The organism is Salinisphaera sp. (assembly GCF_002729955.1).
In the GTDB taxonomy this organism is placed as follows: domain Bacteria; phylum Pseudomonadota; class Gammaproteobacteria; order Nevskiales; family Salinisphaeraceae; genus Salinisphaera.
In genome coordinates, this window is the sequence record NZ_PBYA01000051.1 from 39,444 (window position 1) to 63,518 (window position 24,075).

Consider the following 24,075-nt stretch of genomic DNA (forward strand, 5'->3'; position numbering starts at 1 on the left):
CAACTCGCAGCCGAACCGCTTTCTAGAGTTCGACCGCCACGTCACCCGCGGCGGCGTGGATACAAAGCTGTATGTCGCTGTCGCGTACGTCGCGAACCCGGTTGGTACGCAGATCGCGTACGCTGCCTTCGGCCACGCGGCACTTGCAGGCATGGCAGATCCCCATGCGACAGCCGTAGTTGGGCTTCAGGCCTGCGCCTTCGGCCACTTCCAGCAGGGAACCGCTTTCGCCCGAGGCAGCGATATCGCTTTTGAGAAAACGTACCGAGCCTTCGCCGTGCGCGGCTTCACGACGGGTGGCCGCGAACTGTTCGCGATGCAGCGGCAGATCGCTGGCCGCCGTCACGAGCGCGTCGGCCACGTCCATGAAGCCTGCCGGACCACACAGCCAGGTTTCGCGCGTAGCCAGATCAGGCACCAGCCGCGTGAGAGACGCTTCGCTGATTCGATCGCCGCCATCGGCCGTGAACACCGTTTCCACCCGCAGCCCGTCGTGGCGCTGTGCCAGCGCTTCGAGCTCGTCGGCATAGATCATGTCGGCCCGCGTGCGCGCGTAGTGGATGAACACCACGTCACGCAGCTGTCGATTCGTGATCCAGTAGCGCAGCACGCTCATCACCGGGGTGATGCCGCTGCCGGCACTGAGCAGCAGCGCCGGGTGCGCCGTGCGCGCCTCGGGATAGAATTCGCCCTCGGCCGGGCTCAGATAGACCAGCTGACCACGGGCTGCTTGGTCGACCAGATAGTTGCTTACCCGGCCCTCGCCGTTGCGCTTGACCGTGATCTCGAGCGTGGCCTGATCCGGTGCGCTCGCCACCGAGAAACAGCGGCTGTGACGCACGCCGTCCAGATCCACGCCCAGCAGCACGTGCTGGCCGGGACGATGCCCCTGCCAGTTGTCGTTGGGCGCGATTACGAGGGTGACGCTGTCGGGCGTCTGGCGTATTGCCTGCGTGACGCGGCCACGCGGCTCGGAGAGCGACAGACGCCCATCGATGAGGGCCAGATAGTCGTCCACGGACAGCGGGCTGGTCAGCGCACCAACCACCGAACTGCCGAGGACCTTCTTAACCACGGGGTTCATCGACGCTTCCTCATGAATGTGAACACGTGTACACTTTAGGCCGGTTATCGACCTTAAGTCAACACTTGTTCACACGACATTTCGCGCCTGAGATCACGCCCTGGCCGACCGCTGTTTTCAAGCGCCCTGCAAGCGGCTAAGGTCGCTACCCATGCCTGTCATGCATTCATGCCGTTACCATCGAATACCATGAGCCGCGACGAGAAAATCCCGTCCTCACGTGCGCGCGGCGCGCCACGTCGAGGCGAAGCGCGGGAAGCGCTCATGCACGCGGCTCTCGAGCTCGTATCCAGCGAAGCGAACTTCTCAGCCATTTCCCTGCGTCGCATCGCACGCCAGGCCGGCGTGGTGCCGACCGCCTTCTATCGGCATTTCGAAGACCTCGACGCGCTCGGGCTGACGCTGATCGAGGACACGTTCCGATCGCTTCGCCAGATTCTTGGCGACGCGGCGCTCGCCTCGATGCCGCTCAAGGGTCTGGTTCGCTATTCGGTGGAACTGTTCGCCCACTACGTGCGCGACAACCGGCTGCTGTTCCAGTTCGTGGTCAAGGAGCGATTCGCCGGCACGGTGGCCATGCGCGAGGCCATTCATAACGAAATCGTGCTGCTCACGAACGCCCTGGCCGCCGACCTGGCCCGCTTCGACGAGTTTTCGCATATCTCGCAGGACGATCTGCGCGTAATCTCCGACCTCGTGGTCAATACGGTCATCACGCTGTCCGAGCGCATCCTCGACGTCGATCCGGATAACGCCGAAGACGATGCGCTGATGCTGCGCGCCGAAAAACAGCTGCGCCTGATCTTCATGGGCGTGGGACGCTGGGAAAGCCGGTCTGCATAAAGCGTCGGCACGTTATCGTGCAAGACCGTCCGCCAATGAACGCAGATTCACGCGAATAAAACGCACCTGTTCGCGCCGGTTGCGCTATCCAAGGACACGCACGCCCCGGCTACGGGCTGCGCCTGACGAGGTATTCGGCGCTTGCTGCAAACGTCGACCGGATTCGGCCCGCGCCGATTCGCCTCACTTAGCGCAGCGGCGCTTGGACCCACGAACGCCGTCGTGTCGACACCATTGCGGTTGCCTGTGTACAAAAATCACCCGGCGGCGCGCACATCAGGCCACTTGGGCTTCGAGCCATCCGTGTTTGCCTTATTTGCGTATCTTCGCGTTCATTTGCGGACCACCTGCTTGCTTAAGAGCAGCCCGCTGGCCCGCTAGCCCGACGCGTTTCATGCGTCATCAAGACCCGGATCGATCACTCGTCCAGACGCGACTGCACCCGCTCCATGATCTCCGGTACCAGCGACAGGCCCCATTCGCGGCCCAGCGCGAGCGATTCGCTCAGCAGTTCGGGAGACACGCGTACCAGCTTCTGGCCGAGCGGCGACTGGTAGAACTCGACCAGCTGGTTGAGCTCGAAGATATTGAAGTGCTTCTCGTACACCGGGTAGAGCACGGAATACAACGCATCGCCCGACTCGATACGTTCGCGGATGACCGCCGTGGCTTCCTGGCGGATGACGCGCATGGTGGCCGGATCCATATCCGGTCGAAACAGCGCCACGGCATTGGCCACGCGATCGATGAACTGGCGCGAGAAGATCGCTTCCAGCTGCTCGGCATCCGTGAGCGCGATCAGCTCACGGATGATGTCGTCCTTGTCCTGTTGCGCGGCCGGACTGCCGGCCGAGTCGGCACGAGTCGTCGCCGACGTGCCGCCCTGAGCCAGCAGCGGCGGTGCAGCACAAAACAGCAGGAACAGCGCGGGCGCGAGCCATCGGCCCGCGCCGCTCAGACGATGGGTATCAGGCCGCTTCTGGGGAGCCGACGTTTTCATGGAAGAACCGTCCTTCGGTGGTTTCGGCAATAATACCGGCCCGAATGACGAAATCCCCGAACGGTTCGCCGGCTTCGCGCTCGGCGGCGTACTGCTCGATGATCGGCGTGAGCTCGGCGAGGATTTCCTGCTCGTCGATGTTCTCGCGATAGAGCTTGTTGAGCCGCGCGCCGTCGTGGCCCGCCCCCAGATACAGGTTGTACTTGCCGGGGGCTTTGCCGACGAAGCCGATCTCGCCGAGAAACGGCCGTGCGCAGCCGTTGGGGCAGCCGGTCATGCGGATGACGATCGGCTGATCCTTGATACCGGCGTCGTCGACGATCTTCTCGATCTTGGTCACCAGCGTCGGCAGATAGCGCTCGGATTCGGCCATGGCCAGCGCGCAGGTCGGAAACGCGACACAGGCCATCGCGGAATGACGCAGCGTGGAATACTTCTGGCCGTCGTCGAGGCCGTAGTGGGCCACCAGCTCTTCAACCGCGGCCTTGTCCTCGGGCTTGACGTTGGCGACGATCACGTTGTGATTGCCGGTCAGCCGGAACTCGCCGGTATGGATCTTCGCCAGTTCCCGCAGGCCAGTCATGAGCTTGTAGCCGGGCGGGCCCTGATACTGACCATAGTGGGCGGTGCCGTTGTCGTCGAAATCCGCGATACGGCCGTTTTCGATGAACAGGGTCAGATGCCAGTTGCCGTTATCGCCCTCGGCCCAGCCCAGCGGGTCGCCGTTGCGCTCGAACTTGTATTCACGGGCGGGCTTGAGCTTGATGCCGGCACGCTCGTCGAGCTGCTCGTGAATCCAGCCCAGACCGTGGTCGTCGATGGTGTACTTGAAGCGCGCGTGCTTGCGGTTGACGCGATCACCATGATCGCGCTGGATCTTGACCAGCTCTTCGACCACCTCGAGCGTATCTTCCGGCGTGGCGAAACCGATCACCGAACCCAGCCGTGGGTAGGTGGCCTCGTCGCCGTGGGTCGAGCCCATGCCGCCGCCGATGGCGATATTGAAGCCGACCAGCTTGTCGTTCTCGACGATGGCGATCAGCCCGATATCGTTGGCGAAGACGTCGACATCGTTTTCCGGCGGGATGGCGATGGCGATCTTGAACTTGCGCGGCAGATAGGTGGTGCCATAGATCGGTTCGTGGTCCTCGCCCTGAGGCGGCTGCTGCAGGAAGATCTCTTCATAGGCACGGGACTTCCAAGCCAGATGCTCGGAAATCTTCACCGACCAGTCATGCACTTCGCCATGCAGGGCGGACAGATCCGGGTTGGCCGAGGCCATGACGTTGCGATTGACGTCGCCACAGGCACCGCGGGCATCCACGCCCACCTCGTAGGCGCCCTGGAGCAGCGGGCGCAGGTGCTTTTTGAGCACACCGTGATACTGAAAGGTCTGACGGGTAGTCAGGCGCAGCGTGCCGTTGGCATAGCGATGCGCCAGATCGTCGATCTTGAGCCACTGCTCGCCGGTGACCACGCCTGCCGGCAAACGCAGGCGCAGCATGAACTGGTAGTGCGGCTCCAGCTTCGAGGCCTTGCGCTCGGAGCGCAGGTCGCGGTCGTCCTGCTGATAGAAACCGTGAAACTTGGTCAGCTGGGTATCGTCTTCGGCGATCGAACCCGTGAGTTCATCGGCCAGCCCCTCGGCAATGGTGCCCCGCAGGTAGTTGCTGGCGGTCTTGATGTGTTCGACGGCGGATAGTTCTTTATCGCTCATGAGGGAACTCGAAATCGGTGGTGTCGGTAAAGCAGGTCGCCTGACGCGTACAAGGGCGCGGGCGCTGCTTAATAGACGTCGCGCTGATAGCGCTTTTCTTTCTGCAGGTTCTTGAGATAGTCGGCAGCGCCGTCGGCGTCGAGGCCTGCGTTTTCGCCGATCAGCTCGAGCAGCGCTTCATGCACGTCATGGGCCATGGCATTGGCATCGCCACAGACATAGACGGTCGCGCCCCGCTCGATCCACTCGAAGACTTCCTTGCCTGCGGCACGGATCTTGTCCTGTACGTAGATCTTTTCTTCCTGGTCGCGAGAGAACGCCACATCCATGCGCGTGAGCAGGCCTTCCTTGCGCCAGCGCAGCCAGTCGGTCTGATAGTAGAAGTCGGTCAGAAAATGCTGGGCACCGAAGAACAGCCAGTTGTCGCCGGCGGCCTCACGTTCTTCGCGTTCTTCGAGAAACGCCCGGAACGGGGCCACGCCGGTGCCCGGCCCGATCATGATGATGGGCGCGTCGTCGTTGTCGGGCAGCTTGAAGTTCTTGTTGTGGTCGATATAGATCGGCAGCTTCACATCTTCGCTGCGATCCGCGAGCTGGATCGACGCCACGCCGCTACGTGCCCGCCCAAAGGTTTCATAGCGCACCGCGGCCACGGTGAGATGAATCTCGTCCGGGTTGGCGGCATGGCTCGAGGCGATGGAATACAGCCGCGGCGGCAGCTTGCGCAGCAGGCGTACGAAATCCTGGCCGGTCATGGCTTCGATCGGATAATCCTCGACCAGATCGATCAGGAATCGACCGTGCATGTATTCGGCCAGGGCTTCGCGCTGATCTTCGGCGAGCAGCGCATCGAGCGATTCGTTCTGGGCCTGGACCGCGTACTTCTCGATCAACGGGCGCGTGAGCGTGGTGATTTCGTACTGATGCGTGAGCGCATGCTGCAGCGTCACTTCGCCATCGATGCCCGTCACCTTCTCTTCCGGCGAGAGGTTCAGCGCGGCGATCAGTTCCTCGACCACGGCGGGATCGTTCTCGGGGATGATGCCCAGCGAATCGCCCGGCTCCCAGACAAGCCCCGAGTCTTCGGTGTCCATCTCGATGTGATGGACTTCCTTGTCCGATCCACGGCCGTTGAGCACCACGTTTTCCAGCACTTCGGCCGAGTACGGGTTCTTGCGCGAGTAGTTCGCACCTTCGGCCGCCGGCGCCGCGCCAGGCATGGCGGTCACGGTGGGGTGCGGCGTGTCGCCGCCGCCAAGTTCCTGCTTGTACTTGTCGATCGTGCTTTCGATCCAGGCTTCGGCGGCCTCGTCGAAATCCACGTCCAGATCCACGCGATCGGTCACGCGGGTGCCGCCCAGCTTTTCGAGCTGAGCATCGAAATCCTTGCCGGTCTGGCAGAAATGTTCGTAGCTGGTATCGCCAAAGGCGAGCACGGAAAACTTCAAGCCGTCGAGCTTGGGCGCCTTCTTGCCAAAGATGAAGGCATGCAGTTCTTCGGCATTGTCCGGCGGATCGCCCTCACCGTGCGTGGACACGCAGACAATGACGTTCTTCTCTTTCTTGAGATCCTTGGGCTTGTAGTCGAGCATGTCGTAGGCGGTGGCATTCAGCCCCGCCGCCTCGGCGCGCTCGCGCAGGCTCTCCGCGATGTCTTCCGCATTGCCCGTCTGCGAACCATAAAGAATAGTCAACGGCTCGCTCGCATCGCCCTGGGCGGCCGGCGCGGCAGCCTCGGCTGGCGCGGCGACTTCGCCCGTAGCGGCGCTCGCATTGATGCCGGCCAGATAACCGCTGATCCAGGTCACCTGCATGGGCGTGAGCGTCTCGATCAACGCCGACAGCTGCTGGGCCTGTTGGGCATCGAGCGGGCTGGTGTGTTCTTGAATGGGGGAGACCTTCATCAACAATCCGCAAAAGGTGGGTTCTTCAGACCGCCGGCCTGCGCCGCGCAGGTTAGCCGCCCGCGATCTATCTTAAAACGTCTGAATTTTTATTTTCTTATAACTTTTCGACATGGGCGCGCCCGCTGCAACGCTTCGAGCCGCACGCAGGGCGCCGCATTATACCCGTGTCGGGCGCTACGGTCTTAGCCGGCGTGCCTATGCGGTCGGCTCGGCCCGGTTCGCCTCCCGCGCCGCGAACCGCCGGACAACCCGGAGCAGAGCATCGAGCGTGTCCCCTGCGCACTTCGTACTGTCACGACGACTTCCGAGTCTTGTCCGCCCTGCCACCGGGCGACCGTATCCGAAAGCTCTGCTACGCTTTGCGCATGCATCGTCTTGTTCTGATCTGCGTGGCCGTCGTGCTCAGCGGCTGTGTCACCGCGCCGCCGCGTTCGCCCGGCAATGTCTGCGATATTTTCTACGAGAAGAACGGCTGGTTCGATGCGGCCGACTCGGCCTTCGATCGCTGGGGCGCGCCGATTCATGTACAGATGGCCATCATCTATCAGGAGTCCGCGTTCGTTGGCGACGCGCGTCCGCCGCGTCGGCGCCTGCTGTGGTTCATCCCCTGGACCCATATCACCTCGGCCTATGGCTACACCCAGGCGCTCGACAGCACCTGGGACTGGTACAAGACCGATACGGGCAACGGCTGGGCCAGCCGCGACGACTTTGCCGACGCCACCGATTTCGTGGGCTGGTATGTTGCCAAGAGCAACGCCATGCTCGGCATTTCCAAGTGGGATGCCTATAGCCAGTACCTGGCCTATCACGAAGGCCAGACCGGTTTTAAGCGCGGCAGCTATCGCCGCAAACCCTGGCTCGAACGAACCGCCGGCCGGGTCAACGCCCGTGCCGACCGCTATGCCGGCCAGCTGCGGGGCTGTCGTGCCGACCTGGAAAACCCCGGCCACTGGTGGTGGCCGTTCTGAACCGCGCCTCGCCCGATTCGTCCTGCCCTTATGCCTGAAAACGAGATGAAGCAATTACACCAGCTTGCCGACCTGATGCTAGCGATCGAGCAGAGCATGCGCGCCGCCGATCTCTGGCATGCGAACGCGCCCTCACCGGCCGCCATGGCCAGCCGTACGCCGTTCTGTGCGGATACGCTGGATTTCAGCGAGTGGCTACAGTTCGTGTTCATACCGCGCATGCGCGAGATCATCGAACACAATGGTGAACTGCCGGGCGCCAGCGCGATCGCGCCGCTGGCAGAAGAAGCGCTGGCCGAGCAGCCGGGCAAACAGGCGGTCGTTGATCGTCTGCGCGAATTCGACCGCGCGATCAGCGGCACGGACCCGGCCTGATCAGACCCCGAAGATCGCCGGCACGTAGTGGTCGACGAGCAGCGCGCTGAACAGCGCCATAAGGTAAAGAATCGAGTAGCCGAAGGTCCGCATGGCCAACCCGGGCTTCGGCGCATACTTGAGCCGAATCGCGTAGACCAAGAACCAGCCCGATAGCCCGATCGCGCTGACCAGGTACAGCGGCCCGCTCATGCCGGTCACGAACGGCAGCAGCGAGACGATGAACAGCAGCACGGTATAGAGCAGTACCTGGGTGCGGGTGTACTCGAGGCCGTGGGTCACCGGCAGCATCGGAATATCCACTTCCGCATATTCGCGGTGGCGTTCGATCGCCAGCGCCCAGAAATGTGGCGGGGTCCAGATGAAGATGATCAGAAACAGGATCAGCGCGTGCGCGTCGACGCTCCCCGTAACCGCCACCCAGCCCAGTAGCGGCGGCGCCGCGCCGGCCGCCCCGCCGATCACGATGTTCTGGGGCGTGGCGCGCTTGAGATAGACCGTATAGATACCGGCATAGCCGACCAGCGTGATCAGCGTCAGCCAGGCGGTGAGCGGATTGACCAGCCAGAGCAGGATCGCCATGCCCAGCAGGCCGATCGCGGCCGCGAATCTTGCCGACTGGGCCATATCCAGATGGCCGGTCACCAGCGGGCGCTTGCGCGTGCGCGCCATGCGCTGATCGGCCTTGCGGTCGAGCATCTGGTTGACGGCGGCCGCCGAAGCGGCCATCAGGCCGATGCCGAGCGTACCGAACAGCAGCGCATCAATCGGCACCATGCCCGGCGTGGCCAGGAACATGCCGACCATGGCAGTGAACACGATCAGCAGCACCACGCGCGGTTTGCACAGCTCGTAGTAATCCGACAGACGCTGGGACAGCGTCGCACGGTCGAACGTTGTTGAGCTGGAGGAGCTAGACATGATCGCGCGCTTTCCAGACTGCGTGGTTGATGGCCATAAGCGTCAATAATAACAGGGCAGCGCCGCCGTTGTGGGCGACGGCGACCGGCAGCGGCAGGTGGAAGACCACCACCGAAATGCCGATCGTCACCTGCAGCGCCAGCGCCGCGACCAGGGTCAGCGCCATGGCCCGCCAGCGCCGGTCGACCCGGCCCTGGCGCCAGAGCAGCACTGCGAGCCCCAGCATGACCCCGGTAATCGCCACCGCCCCGAGTCGATGCGCCCAGTGAATGGTCGCACGAGGCACGCTGTCGAGGATGCCGTATTCATAGTTGATGCCCAGCCCATGCCAGAGGGTGAAGGCCGTGGACCAGTCCGTAGGCGGCCACCAGTAGGTCTGACAGGTGGGAAAATCCGGGCAGGCCATGGCCGCATAGTTGGTCGAGGTCCAGGCGCCAAGAAAAATCTGGCCGACCAGCAGCGCGAGCGCCGTGCCCGCGGCAACACGCAGGCCTCGGCGCATGGCCAGAGCATAGCCCTGGAACAGCGCCCCCTCACGAAACAGACACCAGCCCAGCAGCGCGAACGTGGCCATGCCACCAAGCAGGTGGGCGGTCACGATCAACGGTTTGAGCAGCAGGGTCACCGTCCACATGCCGAGCAGCGCCTGAAATATCACCAGCGCGAGAATCACCCAAGGCAGTCGTCGCTGCTGATGCGGGTTGCTGCTGCGTTTGAGGGTGAGCAGCGCCATCGCCAGTATCAGCAGGCCCAGGGCGCCGGCCGCATAGCGATGAATCATCTCCTTCCAGGCCTTGGGCGCTTCCACGGGGCGATGGGCAAAGCGCTCGTTGGCGCGCGCCACATCGGCCTCTGCCGTGGGCACATCGAGATGGCCGTAGCAGCCGGGCCAGTCCGGGCAGCCCAGCCCGGCATCCGACAGGCGCACAAACGCGCCGAGGGTGATCACAACGAAGGTCAGACAGACCACGATCAGATTGAGACGAAAACGGGTCATGGCAGATTCCCGGCCTAACCGATATGGGAGAGCTTGAGCAGGTGCTTGACGTCCTTGAACAGCGCCGAGCCGTCACCGCCGGGCGGATAGTAAAGCATCCAGTTGCCCAGCGGATCGATCAGATACACCGTGCCCGGGGTCGCCGCGTCCTGGCTTTCGAACATGGCGCTGAATTCGTCCAGCGGCGCGCGATACAGACTCAGGTCGGGCTGTTCCGGCATATCCGGCAGCGTGGAGGCATCGGTAAGCAGAATGCGCTGCACGCGGGTCGCGCGCCGATGCAGCAGCGCACGAATCTGGCGCGTTTCCTTCAGCGATTCGATGCATGCGGCTTCGCAGCCGCCCGGCGCGACCTGCAGAATCGTCCATTTCTGTTCGAACAGCGCGCCGCCCGGCTGCGTGTTGCCGGCCGCATCAGTCAGGGTGACGTCGGGCACCCGCATGGCCGGGTCGATCAAGGTTCCACCGTTGGTGCCCGCCCCGCCGTACGACAGGCCGTAGTAGAGCAGATAGGCCAGCGCGAGCGGACCCACGAAAACCATCATCACGCCGATAAGCTTGAGACGGGCGCGTGTCTGTGTCGTCATCGAATACGCCTTGTGTTGAGAACCACGAAGATCACGGCCACCGCCAGCGCCATGGCGAACCATTGCAGCGCATAGCCGAAATGGCGAACCGGTGGCATCTGCTCGAACTGGTTCTGCCAGTTGCGGGCAAACCCGCGCGGGTCGGCCTCATCCAGCAGCAACAGCCCGTTGGCCACATCGCCGTCGTACTGGCAGCGCAGCTGTTCGACGTCGGGATAGTTGAGGACCCGCGGCCAACCCTCGAGCTGACACACGCCGTCACCGCCGAGCCGCATGCCCGGGCGTGGCAGGTCGCGCCAAACGCCCACCATCGTGACCTCACCGGTGGGCGCCGCGGGATCGGGGGGTTGGCTTCGCCCGCCCGGGCCCAGCGGCACCCAGCCCCGATCGACCATGACCCGACCGCCGTCTTCAAGCACCAGCGGCGTCCAGACGTGGTAGCCGATACGCTCGTTGCGCACCTGATTATCGAACAGCACCTGCCGATCCGCATCCAAACGCCCGGTCACGGTGTATCGCAGGCCATATGCCGGTGTTGACCCGCCCTCGGCACGCCGTGCGGCCATGAAATCATGCGCGGGGTTTTTGCCCGCGGCCTGGCGCTGCGCTAGCATCGCCTGCTTGCTCTCGCCGCGCTGGATCTGCCACAGGCCGAGGCTGGACAGTGCCGTCACGCCGACGATTACGATCACCCAACCCCACAAAGGGGGCGCAAACCGATAGCGCCCTAACCGCATATGGTCAAGATTTTCATCGTTGTGTTCCTGTTCGCCATCATCGCGGCCCTGGCCTCGGGGCTGGTGTTTCTCGTACGCGACAGCGGCGACACCAGACGCACGGTCAAGGCACTGACCTGGCGGATCAGCCTGTCCCTGGCGCTTATCGCGCTACTGGTGCTCGGCTACCTGACCGGCATCGTACAGCCGCACAATCTAGGCCAGTAACCACGGCCCGCTGAACGACGACGGGCGGCCCGCAGGCCGCCCGCAATGGTTAGAGCTGCCTTTCGGCAGCCTGACCGTACCCCGTCGCTAATCCTTCAGAGGATATAGACGAAGATAAACAGGCCCAGCCAGACCACGTCGACAAAGTGCCAGTACCAGGCGACGGCTTCGAAGCCGAAATGATCGTGGGAACTGAAGTGGCCCTTCAGGCAACGCAGCAGAATGACGATGAGCATGATCGTGCCCAGCGTCACGTGCATGCCGTGAAAGCCGGTCAGCAGGAAGAACGTCGAGCCGTAGATACCCGAACCCAGGGTCAGGCCGAGATGCTGATAGGCCTCGATATATTCGACCGCCTGCCAATACAGGAAGAACGCGCCCAGTGCGGCCGTGGCGGCAAGGCCCAGGCACAGCTTCCAGCGATTGTCCTCTTTCAGCCCCCAGTGCGCCCAGGTGATGGTCACCGACGAGGTCAGCAGGAGCAGCGTATTGATCAGCGGCAGATGCCAAGCGTTGACGGTTTCGAACTCGCCGCCGATATTGCCCGGGCCGTTGGTGGGCCAGGCGCCTTCGAACTGGGGCCACAGGTAGACGTTGGTGAAGAACTTCTCGCCCTCGCCGTTCAGCCAGGGCAGCGCGATCATGCGGGTATAGAACAGCGCGCCGAAGAATGCGGCGAAGAACATCACTTCCGAGAAGATGAACCACATCATCGCGTAGCGATAGGTGCGGTCTTCCTGTACGCCGTAGGCGCCGGTGCGGTTCTCGTGCACCACGTCACGGAACCAGATGAACACCATGACGAGCACCATGGCCAGGCCGATGGCAGCGATATACGGCGCCACCCCGGTATGGCCATTCAGCCAGAAGCCGGCGGCGCCCAGCATGAGAAACAGTGCGACCGTGAGCATGAACGGCCACGGCGACGGTTCCGGTACGTAATACTTGTGGTGTTCGCTGGTATGCGTGGCCATAACGATCGGTCCTTGCTTCTATTCTTGCTGCCTTGCACCCGCTCTACGGGCTCGGCCGTTGCAGGGCACGCCGCAGCGCGCCCCTCTCCCCTGACTACTTTCGGCTAGCGGGCCGCCATCTCGAAGAAGAAGGCGACATACACGCCGACCGCGATGCCCGCGAGGGCGATCGCGAGCAGCGCGTTCTTGCGCTTGGGCGACATGTCGAGCAGCCCGCCCGCTTACGCCAGCTCGCGCGGGTCGATCTTCGGCGGCTGCTCGAAGGTGTGGTACGGCGCCGGCGAGGCCACCGTCCACTCGAGCCCGCGCGCGCCTTCCCAGACGCGACCCGTGGCCTTCTTACCCGAGCCGCGCATGCACATGATCATGTTGTAGATGAACACGAACTGCCCGAGGAAGAACATCAGCGCACCGATCGACGAAATCACGTTGAAATCGGTGAACTGGGTGGCGTAGTCGGGAATACGACGCGGCGTGCCGGCCAGACCCAGGAAGTGCTGCGGGAAGAAAAGCACGTTGATCCAGATCGCGCTCCACCAGAAGTGGAACTGACCGAGCTTTTCGTTGTACATCACGCCGGTCCACTTCGGAATCCAGTAGTAGATCGCAGCGATGATGGAGAAGATCGCGCCCGGCACCAGCACGTAGTGGAAATGGGCCACCACGAAGTAGGAGTCGTGGTACTGGAAGTCCACGGGGGTGAGCGCGAGCATCAGCCCGGAAAAGCCGCCGATGGTGAACAGCACCACGAAGCCCAGCGCGAACAGCATCGGCGTTTCGAAGGTCATCGAGCCGCGCCACATGGTGGCAACCCAGTTGAACACCTTCACGCCCGTGGGCACGGCGATGAGCATGGTCGCGAACATGAAGAACAGTTCGGCCGAGACCGGCATGCCCACGGTGAACATGTGATGCGCCCAGACGATGAACGACAGAAAGGCGATCGAGGCCACGGCGTACACCATCGAGTCATGCCCGAACAGCGGCTTGCGCGCAAAGGCCGGGATGATCGTGGAGACAATGCCGAAGGCCGGCAGAATCATGATGTAGACCTCGGGGTGACCGAAGAACCAGAAGATATGCTGGAACAGCACCGGGTCACCGCCGCCGGCCGCGTCGAAGAAGGTGGTACCGAAGAAGTGGTCGGTCAGGATCATGGTGACCGCACCCGCCAGCACCGGCATCACCGCGATCAGCAGGTAGGCAGTGATCAGCCAGGTCCACACGAACAGCGGCATCTTGAGCAGCGGCATGTCCGGCGCACGCATGTTCAGGATGGTGACCACGATGTTGATGGCACCGGTGATGGACGAAATACCGGCCAGATGGATGGCGAATACCATCAGCGGCAAGGCATTACCGGTCTGCATGACCAGCGGCGGGTACATGGTCCAGCCCGAGGCCGGCGCACCGCCGGAGACGAACAACGTACCCAGGAGCATGGTGAACGCGAACGGCAGAATCCAGAACCCCCAGTTGTTCACGCGTGGCAGCGCCAGATCGGAGCAGCCGATCATCATCGGCACCATCCAGTTGGCCAGGCCCACGAAGGCGGGCATGACGCCACCAAAGATCATCACCAGCGCATGCAGGGTGATCATCTCGTTATAGAAACCGGGGTCGACGAACTGGATGCCCGGCGCGAACAACTCGGCACGGATCACCAGCGACATCAGGCCGCCGATAAACAGCATGGTGAACGAAAAGATCAGGTACAGCGTACCCAGATCCTTGTGGTTGGTCGTACCGATCCAACGCTTCATCCACGGCCACACGCCGTCGGCCAGAGTGACCGGGCCGTGGTGGTGATCGTGATGATCGTGGTGGGTATCAGTCGGATTGACAGTGCTCATCGCAAACTCCTGAACCGCCGTGCGGGCGGTCTACTTATCGCTGCGCCGCAACCTGGGAAGGCTGCACCACGTCGCCGGTATCGTTACCAAATGCGTTGCGCTCATACGTCACAACCGCCGCTATCTGCTTGTCGTCGAGCGTGCCCTTGTAAGGCGGCATCGCGCCCTTGCCATTGAGGATCTGGCCGATGTGCGTATTGATATCGCCGGTGGCGACCGCACTTCCCTTCATGGCCGGGAAGCCCGCCGCGGGCATGCCGCTGCCATCGGGCTGATGACAGGCGGCGCAAAGGTTGCCGTAGACTTCCTTGCCCTGGCTCATCAGCGCATCGCGCGGCATTTCGTCACCCGTAGCGGCCGAGCCGTCCTGCTCGCTATCGTCGGCGGAGGATTGATCCTGCTCGTCCGGATCCGGCACCTTCGGCGAACCGCGATCATCGGAAGCCTCGGCCTCGCGCTGGTCGGCGTCGTCGGCGCCTTCGTTGTTGGATTCGCCGGTGCCGACAATGCTCTCTTCGGCGGCCTGCGGATCGTTGGTGCTGCCGTCCTCGGTACGCGCCTCGGTGGCGTTGCCGGCGGTCGCGCTTTCGTCGGCCGACGTCTGTGCCTCGGCATTGGCCTCGTTGGTACTCGGCTGACCGGTGGCCAGCTCGGAGTCGGAATTCGGGTTGCCGCCCTGCTCACGCACCCAGGCGTCGTAATCGCTCTGCGAGACCACCTTGACCACGATCGGCATGAAGGCGTGGCCGCGGCCGCACAGCTCGGCGCACTGCCCACGATAAACGCCGGTCTTGTTCGCCTGGAACCACATATCGTTGATATAGCCCGGAATCGCGTCCTTCTTGCCACCCAGTTCCGGCACCCACCAGGAATGGATGACGTCGCTCGCGGTCAGCAGCAGGCGCACCTTGGTATCGACCGGCACCACCATCGGGTTGTCGACGTTGCGCAGATAGTTGTCGACCGTATTCGGGTCGATACCGGAGTTGAGTCGACGCGCGTTGTCGCTATCGCGGTCGAGACGGCTGAAGAAATGCACGTCGGCATCAACGTAGTCGTATTCCCAGAGCCACTGATGGCCGGTCACACGAATCGTCATGTCGGGATTGCTGGAATCCTCGATCTGGAGCAGCGTGCCGGCGGCCGGGATCGCGACCGCGATCAGAATGATGAAGGGCACGATCGTCCAGGCGATTTCCACCACCGTCGACTCGTGAAAATGCGATGCCTCGAAGCCGCGCGACTTGCGATGCACGATCACCGAATAGAGCATCACGCCGAACACGCCGATGCCGATGACCACGCAGATCCAGAAAATCAGCATGTGCAGGCCGAAGACCTTGCTGGTCAGATCGGTGACGCCCTCGTTCATGTTGAGCGTCCACGCCGCGTGTGCCGGCGACATGGCCAACGCCCCCAGCGCGACCAGGCCCGATCGAGACAGAATGCTGATTTTATTCATAATCGCTCTCTATAAAACACGTTGCCGGCTATCGTCGCGCGATGACGACAGCTGCGGCGCGGTCACCCACGACTTCAGCCTCTGGGCAACCTTCTCCCGTTCTTCCTCGCTCAGGCAGCGACCCAGTTCACAGCCGTGGCCATGACGGGTCAACAGCAAGCGTGACGGACTGTTCCGATACACGCCCGGACTCAGCCGGACCTGGGTCAGCAGGCGCGGAAACTCCCAACGCCGCTCGGGCTCGTTGAGGCCGGCTTCGACCTCGATACGATCCTCGTATACCGATATGACCTCGCGGTAACCGTTGTCGCGCAAACTCAGGTAGAGACCTGCCCCAAGCGCGGCCATTTCCAGCCCGGCGAACGGCCATATCAGCCATAAACCGAACACTGTCATGAAGGCCGCGATACCGAATGACACGCTACACATGCCGAGAAAAAACCATTGCGCCTGTGCGACCGACAACGACCCGTTCGGGGCGATGACCAACCGGCGCATGGGTTCGGTGATTTCGTATCGACTCGACATCCCGCCGTGTCCTCCGGCCGAGAGTTTATGCGAAGCGCTATTGTGCTGGCAAACGATTCAGCCTTCATTCACGCCTGTTCATACGCACGAACCACGGCGCGGGATTCAGCGCGAGATCGGCGCGCGCATCGCAGGCCACACGGGCGCACAGAGGCGCGGCGATCGCCTGCTCCAGGCAGGCGATATTTTCTTCCAGCCGCGGCTGGATCGGCGGCAGCGTATTCGCTATCCAGCCGATGAATGGCGTGGCGGCGGCGATCGCACGAGCGCTGAGCACGGCATGATTCACACAGCCCAGACGCATGCCGACCACCAGCAGCGTCGGCCATCCGTGGCCACCCACCCAGTCGGCGAAATCGACACGGGCGCGCAGCGGTACATGCCAGCCGCCCGCGCCTTCGACCACGACCCAGTCGCTGGCGGCCGCCAGGCGTGCATGGCCGTCATCGAGCACCTCGGTATCAATCGTCACCCCCGCCTCGGCCGCGGCGATATGCGGGGCAATGGGCTCGGCAAGCGCGATCGGATTGATGGCGCCGTAGTCCCACCCCGGCGTGCTCGCGGCCTGTAGCGCCAGGGCATCCTCGTTGCGCAGACCGGCGGAGGTGGCCTCGCAGCCGCTGGCCACCGGCTTGTAACCCACCGCCGAAAAACCCGCGGCCCGCAGCCCGTGCAGCAGGGCGACCGCGATACGCGTCTTGCCGATACCGGTATCGGTGCCGGTCACGAACAGCGTTTGTGCCGTCATCCGGCCTGCCCGCCCTGCACGCAGGCATCCACGAACGTAGCCAGCCGGTCAGCGAACGGTTTTTCGTGCGAGATGAACGGCGCATGCGCGGCCCGCTCCACGCGCCAGAACTGGGCGTTGGGCATTGCATCGGCCATGGCGGCCATGCCATCAGGATGGGCCATGCGATCGCGCGCGCCAGCGATGACCAACGCCGGCGCCTCGATATCGCCCAGCGCATCGCGGAAATCCGCCTCGAAAAGAATATCCAGTCCGCGTTCGAGCGCCTCCTGGGCCGGCGGCTGGTCCATGAGGTCGTTGCGCAGGCTGCGCACCGCGCGGGCCGCCCCCGGCTCGCCGAGTACCTGCTGCATCAGAAACTCGCTCAACGTGGTCGAAAAATCCTCGCTCAGGCCCCGCCGGGTCGCTTCGATGGCGCTTTGCTTCATGCCGTAGTCGTTGCCGCGCTCACGAATGAAGCGCGCCAGGGTGGCCACCAGCACCAGCCCCTGCAGGCGTTCGGGATAGCGACGCGCCGCTCCCAGGGCGATGAGACCGCCCAGCGACCAGCCGACGAAAACCGCCGGTCGATCAATCCGCTCCACCACGGCATCGAGCCAGTTGTTGAGCCCGGTCGCGCCGGCCGGGCTTTCGCCATGGCCGGGCAAATCCACCAGATGACAACGAAAACGGTTCTTCAACCGCCCCGCCAGCGATTCCCAGATGCGTGCCGACAGACCCCAGCCGTGCAGAAAGACGATATCCGGGCCCTGTGTACCCACGCTTTGGATATGCAAACTCATGCGCTACGCCGGCTGTCGGCCGCGGGCAGCACCGCGGCGAGCGCGCCCAGCAAGGCATCGACCTGTGCCTCGTCATGACCCGCGGTCAAGGTGATGCGTAGCCGCGACGTGCCGGGCGCCACGGTGGGCGGACGAATCGCACCGACCAGAACCCCCCGGGCCAGCAGGGCATTGCTGACCGCTACGGCCTGGGCTTCGCCACCCAGCAGCAGCGGCTGAATGGGGCTGTCCGATGGTTCGATCGGCAGCCCGAGCTCGACCGCGCCCTGGCGAAAGCGCTCGATCAGCCCCATGAGATGGCCACGACGATAATCACCGGCACGGGCCAACGCCACGCCTTCACGCGCGGCGGCGGCCACGGCCGGCGGCGGCGCGGTGGAAAAGATCAGCGAACGCGCGCTTTGCAGAATCGCTTCGATGACCACATCGTCGCCGGCCACGAAGGCGCCGGCCGCGCCCACCGACTTGCCCAGCGTTGCCAGCAGCAGCGGCACCCGATTGCTGCCCAGACCGGCCTCGGCCACCCGCCCGGCGCCCTGGGCACCGAATACGCCCAGCCCATGGGCATCGTCGACCGCCATCCAGGCACCCTGCGCCTGGGCAGTCTCGGCCAAGGCACACAGCGGGGCCGTATCGCCGTCCATTGAAAACACGCTGTCGGTGATCAGCAGCCGATTGCCCGTCTCGCAGGCGGCCAGCTTGACCGCCGCGTCGGCGGCATCGCCGTGGCGATAGACATGCTTGTGCGCACCGGACAGTCGTGCGCCGTCGATCAACGATGCATGATTGAGCGCGTCGGCCACGATATGATCCCCGCGGGTCATCAGCGCACTCACCACGCCCACATTGGCCGCATAGCCGGTCGAAAAAACCAGCGCGCGTTCACGGCCAACCCAGTCGGCCAGTTCTGCTTCGAGCGCGGCATGCTCGGCGTTATGGCCGGTCACCAGCTGCGAGGCAGCGCTGCCGGTACCCAGGCGTTCGCCCGCCCGGGCCATGCGCTGTGCCAGCGCCGGTTCGGCGGCCAATCCCAGATAGTCGTTGCTGCAGAAATTCACGCAGCGCTGGCCGTCGGCAACCACCACCGGTGCATGCGCGCCTTCGATCACCCTCCGTCGCCGAAAGCGCTCGGCCGCGCGCACCGCCGCCACCCGTTCATGGCAATAGGATGCGAGCGTGGGGCTCACGATACGGCGGCGCTTTCGCTCGCCTGCCGGCAGCCCCGCGGCGCGGCATCGGCGCTGGGCGCCTGCCCGACCGCGATATCGGTGTATTTGGGTGAAGCCTCGGGCTTCATGCCGAGCTTTTCGAGCAGGGCCAGGTCCTTGAGATGCGCGGGGTTCGAGGTGGTCAGCAGCTGATCACCGTAGAAGATCGAGTTCGCGCCGGCGAGGAAGCACAGCGTCTGGGTCGCCTCCGACATCTGTTCGCGCCCGGCGGAGAGCCGCACATAGGAGGCCGGCATCATGATCTTGGCCACGGCGATGGTGCGCACGAAGTCCAGCTCGTCGATGGGGTCGACCCCGTGCAGGGGCGTGCCTTCGACCTGCACCAGGTTGTTGATCGGCACGCTCTGCGGGTGTTCGGGCAGGTTCGCCAGCTGGCAGAGCAGCTCGGCGCGATCCAGCGGTGTTTCGCCCATGCCGACGATGCCGCCGCAGCAGACCTTGATGCCCGCATCGCGCACATGGCCGAGCGTATCCAGCCGGTCTTCATACGTGCGCGTGGTGATGATGTCCTGGTAATACTCGGGCGAGGTATCCAGATTGTGGTTGTAGTAGTCGAGCCCGGCGGCCTTGAGCTTCTCGGCCTGACGGGCCTTGAGCATGCCCAGCGTCACGCAGGTCTCCAGACCTTCATCCTTGACCGCCTGCACCATGTCGATGACCTTTTCCAGGTCGCGATCCTTGGGGCTGCGCCAGGCTGCGCCCATGCAAAAGCGCGTGGCACCGGCGGCGCGTGCGCGCTGGGCCGCGTCTCGTACCTGTTCCAGTGGCAGCAGGGCCTCGCGCTCGAGCCCGGTATCGAAGCGCACGCTCTGCGGACAATAGGCACAGTCTTCGGGACAGGCGCCGGTCTTGATCGACATGAGGGTCGACAACTGCACCGCGTTGGCATCGAAATGCGCACGGTGAGCGCTCTGTGCGCGATAAATCAGGTCCGCGAACGGCAGCGCGAACAAGGCCTGCACCTCGTCGGCGCGCCAGTCGTGGCGAAGAACGGCGGTATCCGCAGATTCGGTCATGGCAGTATCGACTCACAAATGTAAGAGCGGAAAGGGTTGGTCAACGGCCACCCCCTGTCAAGCTGGAAACATGCCTTTCCTTTACAGATGGTCAAAAAGCATACAATCGGCCCTGCTCGGGCCCGCCTGCGTGCTATGCCATGCGCCGGCACCCTTGACGCAGGATATCTGTGCCGACTGCAAGGCCGAGCTGCCCTGGTTGCAGGCGGCCTGCCAACACTGCGCGCTGGCGCTATCGGAGCTGGCCGCTGACCGCGTCTGTCCGGATTGCCGAAAGCGCCCGCTCGCAGATCGGGCCATCGCGGCTCTGCACTATCGCCCACCGGCGGACTGGCTGGTCACCCGACTTAAATTCGGTGCGCGTATGCCGCATGCGCGACTGCTGGGCGATCTGCTGGCCGAGCGCATCAGCGCGGTCGACAGCCCTCGCCCCGACTGGCTGGTGCCCGTGCCCCTGCACCCGAGCAATCTGCGCAAACGCGGTTTCAATCAGGCCGAGCGCATCGCCCGCCGGCTCGCCGAGCCGCTGGCGGTGCCAATCGCGGTCGGCGGCATCGAACGACGTCTGGCCACCGAGCGCCAGAGCACGCTGGCCGCGAGCGCGCGCCGTGCCAATGTGCGCAACGCCTTTGCATGCGATCGCGACCTGGGCGATGCCCATGTCGCCATCGTCGACGACGTGGTTACCACCGGCCATACGGCGCGCGCGCTGGCCGCCTGCCTGCGTCACGCGGGCGCGCGCCGCGTGGATCTGTATGCGGTCGCACGTGCCTAGCCGGCTTGCATGAACTCTGGCGCTTGACGCGCGCACAGCGGCGTTGAAGGCTTTAGGCCATGCTGCGTCATATCCGTATCCGCCACCCCAAGCCGGGCACACGCCCCGGCGCCCTCGTCGAGCATGCCGATACCGGTGACGCGCTGACCATTCATGCGCTGTCGCTCGATGCAGGCCAGCCAACCCGCGAGCACACCGCCGCCACGCTCGATGAGGCGCTCGCTGCCCTGGCCGAGGACAGCACGCTGCACTGGCTGCATTTCGAGGGCGACTTGCCGTCGGCGGACCTCACCCGCCTGGGCGAGCGCTTTCACCTGCATCCGCTCGCCCTGGAAGATGTGCACAACCACGGCCAGCGGCCCAAGCTCGACCCCTATCGCAACCTGGTCTTCATTACGCTCGCGCTGCCGGTGATCCCGACCTCGGGTGCCCGCGGCCAGCCCGACACACGGCTGACGATCGAACAGGTGAGCCTGTTCATCGGCGACGGCTTCGTACTGAGCTTTCATGCCGGCCGGCACGATCTGTTCGCCCCGGTGCGCGAGCACCTGGCGAGCGACCCGATCACGTTGGGCGAAAGCAGCGCCCGTGCCGAGCATCTGGGTCATGCCCTGGCCGATGTCGTGGTCGATAGCGGGTTCGACGTTGTCGCCGCCTACGGCGAGCGCCTCGATCGCCTTGAAGACGAGATATTCGAAACGCGCAGGCACAACATGATCGGCACCATCCACGACCTGCGCCGTGCCCTGAGCACGCTCGGCAAGACGCTGCGTGCCCAGCACGAGATGATCCAGCGCTGGCTGACCAGCGATCACCCGGCGCTGCATATCGAAAACCGGCCCTATATCCGCGACATGCAGGATCATGCCCGTCGCGTGGTGGACCTCATCGACAGCTATCACGATGCCACCGGCGCGCTGCTGGATACGCATCTGTCGCTGGCCTCCATGCGGCTCAACGACATCATGCGCGTGCTCACGCTTATCGCCACCGTGTTCATGCCGCTGTCGTTCATCGTCGGGCTCTATGGCATGAACTTCGATACCGCCAGCCCCTGGAACATGCCGGAGCTGGGCTGGCGCTACGGCTATCCGATCGTACTCGGGCTCATGGGCGCGCTGGTGGTGGCCATGCTCGTGTTCTTTCGGCGCAGGCGCTGGCTCTAGGGCCTGTCGTCACAAGAAAGGCTCGCGTCAACCCACCTCAGCCCCGCTCAGCGACGCAGCCGGCACCGCCAGCACCACCAGTTCGTCCCCGGCCTTGAGGTTGAGTGGGGCGTGTTTATCGCGCACGTTGAGCTGCAGCCGCGGCTGCGCCGTTTCCGGGCCACGCATGACGCCGAGCAGAATTTCGTCTTCGCTGGCACGGGCCCGGCGCAGCGTTTCAAAACTCTCGTCGCCACCCACAAAGCCCAGACGGGACGCGTCGCGAAATACCACTTCGGCGCCGCCCGCACCGAAGAGCTCCTCCATCACCCAGTGCAGTTCGCGGCGTAGCGCGACCTGGGTCAACAGGCTGGACTGGATGGCTGGCGAAATCAGGCGCTCGACATGGGGGGCGTCGAACAACGCCGCGTTCTCAGCGGACATGGTTTCGACCAGGGTGAAAGGTGGCTGCTCGACCTTTTCCAGCTGGCGGGCCAGCACCAGATAGCCCATTACCATGCGTGCATCGGCGGCCTCGGCCGAGCCCAGCCAGTCGCTGGCCAGCAGAATGATGTTGTCGTAGTCGGCAAGTGAGAGCCGACCGAGATCGTGATAAGAGGTGAAATCGCCCTCGATCTGGCGCACGCTCGCATGCGAGAACCCGACCCCCTGGCGGGCCAGCAGCGTTTCGCGCTCGGCGATCGGGCGCAGCGAGAACACGTCGATGGTCACACTTTCCCGGCGATAGGCTTCGAACTCCGCCAGCAGCGATGGCAGCTTGCGGTTCCACCCCAGCACGAGCACGCGTCGATGCCCGCGGTTGCGAGCGGCCCGCTCGCGGCGCTCGACCGGGCTGGCCGTGACCACCGCCTCCGGCGCGCCGGTGGGCGCACAATCATCGAAGGCCCGGGCAATGAACGCCAGTCGATCGCCGTCGCGAACGCGCTCGTCATCCTCGCGATGCACCGGAATGAGCGCCCCATCGCGCGCCGCCCCGAGCAGCACCGCCTTGTCGAAACAGCCGGCCACGTCGACCAGGCGTTCGCCTACCAGACTCGGGCATTCGCGCACGAAGATCTGTTCATCCCTGCCGTTGAGCAATTCACCATAGACCCAGGACAGGCCACGATTACGGGCGTTCTGAGCGAGCAGGCGGGCGACGATGCGCCCGGCGCCGATCACCTCCGCTTCGCCGGCATAGGCCCGGGCCGCCGTGCCCAGGTGGTTGGCGTCGAATATTTCCGCCACCACCAGCGGCAGGTCGTCTTCGCTGCTGCCGTTGGCGTTGATTAACGTCTTGATGGTCGCTTCGTCGCCGCCCCCGTCACTGTCGAACTCGCGGCCGGCCAGAATAACCGCGGCCGCATGCTCGAAATCGACGCGGCGCAGATGATCGGCACGCAGGGGCGTGCCGGAGCGCAGCGTGATACGCCGGGCGTCGTAGCGGCGGCCCAGCCGATCCTTGAGCTCCTGAGCCATGCCGGTGTTGACCCGCTCGGCCAGGATCACGATATGCAGCCGCCCCCCGCCGTGCCGGTCCAGAAAACGCTTCACCCGCGCCTGCGACTGCATGAGGTTTTCGACCATGCCCGCGGTCCGGCTACTCCAGCCCAGGATGAGGATATGGTTATTCTTGGCGATCGGCGTATAGCCGGCTTCGAGCGTTTCGATGGTGTCGTCAAGCCACTGGGTCATGGTGGCGATCAGCGCGCCCACAAACAGCACGACGCCCAGTATGGTCAGCGTGGTCGATACCGTTCGCAGCAGCGGGCCTTCGTCGTCGCCGAGATAGCCGGAATCGGTCAGCCGTAGAAACGCCCACCAGATCGCAGAGCCGGGATCCCCCTCTTCGCCGGCCTCGCCGATATGCGGCAGGTTGTAGACAAGCAGCCCGGCGCTTACGGCAATAAGCACCATCGCACAGGCGATGACCAGCAGCCGCGAAAGCACGCCCCGCAGCATGAACTGTTCGAGCTGGAACTGAAGCAGATTACGTAGACGAACGAGCAGTTTCACGCCAGGCTTTTCCGGTCTCGATACGGTTGGAGTTCAGTAGCGGCAGCAGGCGCTGATGGCCCATGCGCTAGCCTATCTGTCGCCTCGATTATGTATGAAACGCATTTGGCCGTGTTCAAGCACGCAGTGTGTCCGGCAATGAACGCGAAGATACGCGAGCAGTGCGCAAGACAGAGCGCGCGAAATCCGGCCGCTCTGACG

The 24,075-nt window shown here is 64.0% G+C and carries 23 protein-coding genes; 6 read left to right on the plus strand and 17 right to left on the minus strand.

What is annotated here, in order from left to right; all coding sequences use genetic code 11:
* Window positions 1-22: 22 nt before the first annotated feature.
* Complete coding sequence (locus CMN27_RS14060; protein ID WP_293627427.1) at window positions 23-1,084, minus strand: ferredoxin reductase; 1,062 nt, start codon at window positions 1,082-1,084, stop codon at window positions 23-25.
* 264 nt (window positions 1,085-1,348) lie between these two features.
* On the opposite strand from CMN27_RS14060, the gene CMN27_RS14065 reads away from it, so the two are divergent.
* Entirely contained in the window at window positions 1,349-1,927 is a 579-nt protein-coding gene (locus tag CMN27_RS14065) for a TetR family transcriptional regulator (RefSeq protein ID WP_293627429.1), read from the plus strand.
* Between the two features lie 418 nt (window positions 1,928-2,345).
* On the opposite strand, the gene CMN27_RS14070 is transcribed toward CMN27_RS14065, so the two are convergent.
* The 3 genes from CMN27_RS14070 to CMN27_RS14080 form a co-directional block, all read right to left on the minus strand.
* Window positions 2,346-2,927, minus strand: coding sequence for a DUF2059 domain-containing protein (locus CMN27_RS14070; protein WP_293627431.1), 582 nt, complete (start codon window positions 2,925-2,927; stop codon window positions 2,346-2,348).
* The gene (cysI, locus tag CMN27_RS14075) at window positions 2,896-4,644 is read right to left on the minus strand and encodes an assimilatory sulfite reductase (NADPH) hemoprotein subunit (RefSeq protein ID WP_293627433.1); all 1,749 of its coding nucleotides are present in this window, start codon (window positions 4,642-4,644) and stop codon (window positions 2,896-2,898) included. The genes CMN27_RS14070 and cysI overlap by 32 nt, the downstream gene beginning before the upstream one ends.
* Window positions 4,645-4,712: 68 nt before the next feature.
* A complete protein-coding gene (locus CMN27_RS14080; protein ID WP_293627435.1) occupies window positions 4,713-6,548 on the minus strand; it encodes an assimilatory sulfite reductase (NADPH) flavoprotein subunit in 1,836 nt (611 codons plus the stop codon).
* 368 nt (window positions 6,549-6,916) lie between these two features.
* Here CMN27_RS14080 and CMN27_RS14085 point away from each other — a divergent pair, with 368 nt between their 5' ends.
* Window positions 6,917-7,522, plus strand: coding sequence for a hypothetical protein (locus CMN27_RS14085; protein WP_293627437.1), 606 nt, complete (start codon window positions 6,917-6,919; stop codon window positions 7,520-7,522).
* 45 nt (window positions 7,523-7,567) lie between these two features.
* Window positions 7,568-7,897 (plus strand): YqcC family protein, encoded by a 330-nt coding sequence (locus tag CMN27_RS14090; RefSeq protein WP_293627439.1) that lies wholly within the window; start codon window positions 7,568-7,570, stop codon window positions 7,895-7,897.
* On the opposite strand, the gene cyoE is transcribed toward CMN27_RS14090, so the two are convergent.
* The 4 genes from cyoE to CMN27_RS14110 are packed head-to-tail and all read right to left on the minus strand — an operon-like array spanning window position 7,898 to window position 11,076.
* Window positions 7,898-8,818, minus strand: coding sequence for a heme o synthase (gene cyoE / locus CMN27_RS14095; RefSeq protein WP_293627441.1), 921 nt, complete (start codon window positions 8,816-8,818; stop codon window positions 7,898-7,900).
* Window positions 8,811-9,815 carry a COX15/CtaA family protein gene (locus tag CMN27_RS14100; RefSeq protein ID WP_293627442.1) on the minus strand — a complete coding sequence of 335 codons (1,005 nt, stop codon included), beginning with the start codon at window positions 9,813-9,815 and terminating at the stop codon, window positions 8,811-8,813. The genes cyoE and CMN27_RS14100 overlap by 8 nt, the downstream gene beginning before the upstream one ends.
* Window positions 9,816-9,829: 14 nt before the next feature.
* The gene (locus CMN27_RS14105; RefSeq protein ID WP_293627444.1) at window positions 9,830-10,402 is read right to left on the minus strand and encodes a hypothetical protein; all 573 of its coding nucleotides are present in this window, start codon (window positions 10,400-10,402) and stop codon (window positions 9,830-9,832) included.
* Window positions 10,399-11,076, minus strand: coding sequence for an SURF1 family protein (locus CMN27_RS14110; protein WP_293627446.1), 678 nt, complete (start codon window positions 11,074-11,076; stop codon window positions 10,399-10,401). The genes CMN27_RS14105 and CMN27_RS14110 overlap by 4 nt, the downstream gene beginning before the upstream one ends.
* 63 nt (window positions 11,077-11,139) lie before the next feature.
* Between CMN27_RS14110 and CMN27_RS14115 the strand changes: the two genes are divergently transcribed.
* The gene (locus CMN27_RS14115; protein WP_293627448.1) at window positions 11,140-11,346 is read left to right on the plus strand and encodes a twin transmembrane helix small protein; all 207 of its coding nucleotides are present in this window, start codon (window positions 11,140-11,142) and stop codon (window positions 11,344-11,346) included.
* Between the two features lie 95 nt (window positions 11,347-11,441).
* Here the strand turns inward: CMN27_RS14115 and CMN27_RS14120 are convergent, their stop codons facing one another.
* The 8 genes from CMN27_RS14120 to bioB all read right to left on the minus strand — a co-directional run bounded on the left by CMN27_RS14120 (window position 11,442) and on the right by bioB (window position 19,938).
* The gene (locus CMN27_RS14120) at window positions 11,442-12,320 is read right to left on the minus strand and encodes a cytochrome c oxidase subunit 3 (RefSeq protein ID WP_293627450.1); all 879 of its coding nucleotides are present in this window, start codon (window positions 12,318-12,320) and stop codon (window positions 11,442-11,444) included.
* Between the two features lie 221 nt (window positions 12,321-12,541).
* Complete coding sequence (ctaD, locus tag CMN27_RS14125) at window positions 12,542-14,173, minus strand: cytochrome c oxidase subunit I (RefSeq protein ID WP_293627451.1); 1,632 nt, start codon at window positions 14,171-14,173, stop codon at window positions 12,542-12,544.
* A 34-nt stretch (window positions 14,174-14,207) separates the two neighbouring features.
* A complete protein-coding gene (gene coxB / locus CMN27_RS14130) occupies window positions 14,208-15,635 on the minus strand; it encodes a cytochrome c oxidase subunit II (RefSeq protein ID WP_293627452.1) in 1,428 nt (475 codons plus the stop codon).
* 9 nt (window positions 15,636-15,644) lie between these two features.
* Window positions 15,645-16,163 (minus strand): DUF2244 domain-containing protein, encoded by a 519-nt coding sequence (locus CMN27_RS14135; protein WP_293627453.1) that lies wholly within the window; start codon window positions 16,161-16,163, stop codon window positions 15,645-15,647.
* A gap of 64 nt (window positions 16,164-16,227) precedes the next feature.
* Entirely contained in the window at window positions 16,228-16,911 is a 684-nt protein-coding gene (bioD, locus tag CMN27_RS14140) for a dethiobiotin synthase (protein ID WP_293627454.1), read from the minus strand.
* Complete coding sequence (gene bioH, locus CMN27_RS14145; RefSeq protein WP_293627456.1) at window positions 16,908-17,693, minus strand: pimeloyl-ACP methyl ester esterase BioH; 786 nt, start codon at window positions 17,691-17,693, stop codon at window positions 16,908-16,910. Before bioH ends, bioD begins: the two co-directional genes overlap by 4 nt.
* Window positions 17,690-18,880: an 8-amino-7-oxononanoate synthase gene (gene bioF / locus CMN27_RS14150; RefSeq protein WP_293627458.1), complete on the minus strand. Its 1,191-nt coding sequence runs from the start codon at window positions 18,878-18,880 to the stop codon at window positions 17,690-17,692. Before bioF ends, bioH begins: the two co-directional genes overlap by 4 nt.
* On the minus strand, window positions 18,877-19,938 hold the full coding sequence (gene bioB / locus CMN27_RS14155) for a biotin synthase BioB (protein WP_366515460.1): 1,062 nt from the start codon (window positions 19,936-19,938) through the stop codon (window positions 18,877-18,879). The genes bioF and bioB overlap by 4 nt, the downstream gene beginning before the upstream one ends.
* A gap of 70 nt (window positions 19,939-20,008) precedes the next feature.
* Between bioB and CMN27_RS14160 the strand changes: the two genes are divergently transcribed.
* Window positions 20,009-20,713, plus strand: a complete 705-nt coding sequence (locus tag CMN27_RS14160; RefSeq protein ID WP_293627460.1) for a ComF family protein — start codon at window positions 20,009-20,011, stop codon at window positions 20,711-20,713.
* A gap of 59 nt (window positions 20,714-20,772) precedes the next feature.
* Window positions 20,773-21,879: a magnesium/cobalt transporter CorA gene (gene corA / locus CMN27_RS14165; protein WP_293627462.1), complete on the plus strand. Its 1,107-nt coding sequence runs from the start codon at window positions 20,773-20,775 to the stop codon at window positions 21,877-21,879.
* A 27-nt stretch (window positions 21,880-21,906) separates the two neighbouring features.
* Here the strand turns inward: corA and CMN27_RS14170 are convergent, their stop codons facing one another.
* Window positions 21,907-23,874: a hypothetical protein gene (locus CMN27_RS14170; protein WP_293627464.1), complete on the minus strand. Its 1,968-nt coding sequence runs from the start codon at window positions 23,872-23,874 to the stop codon at window positions 21,907-21,909.
* Window positions 23,875-24,075: the final 201 nt, after the last annotated feature.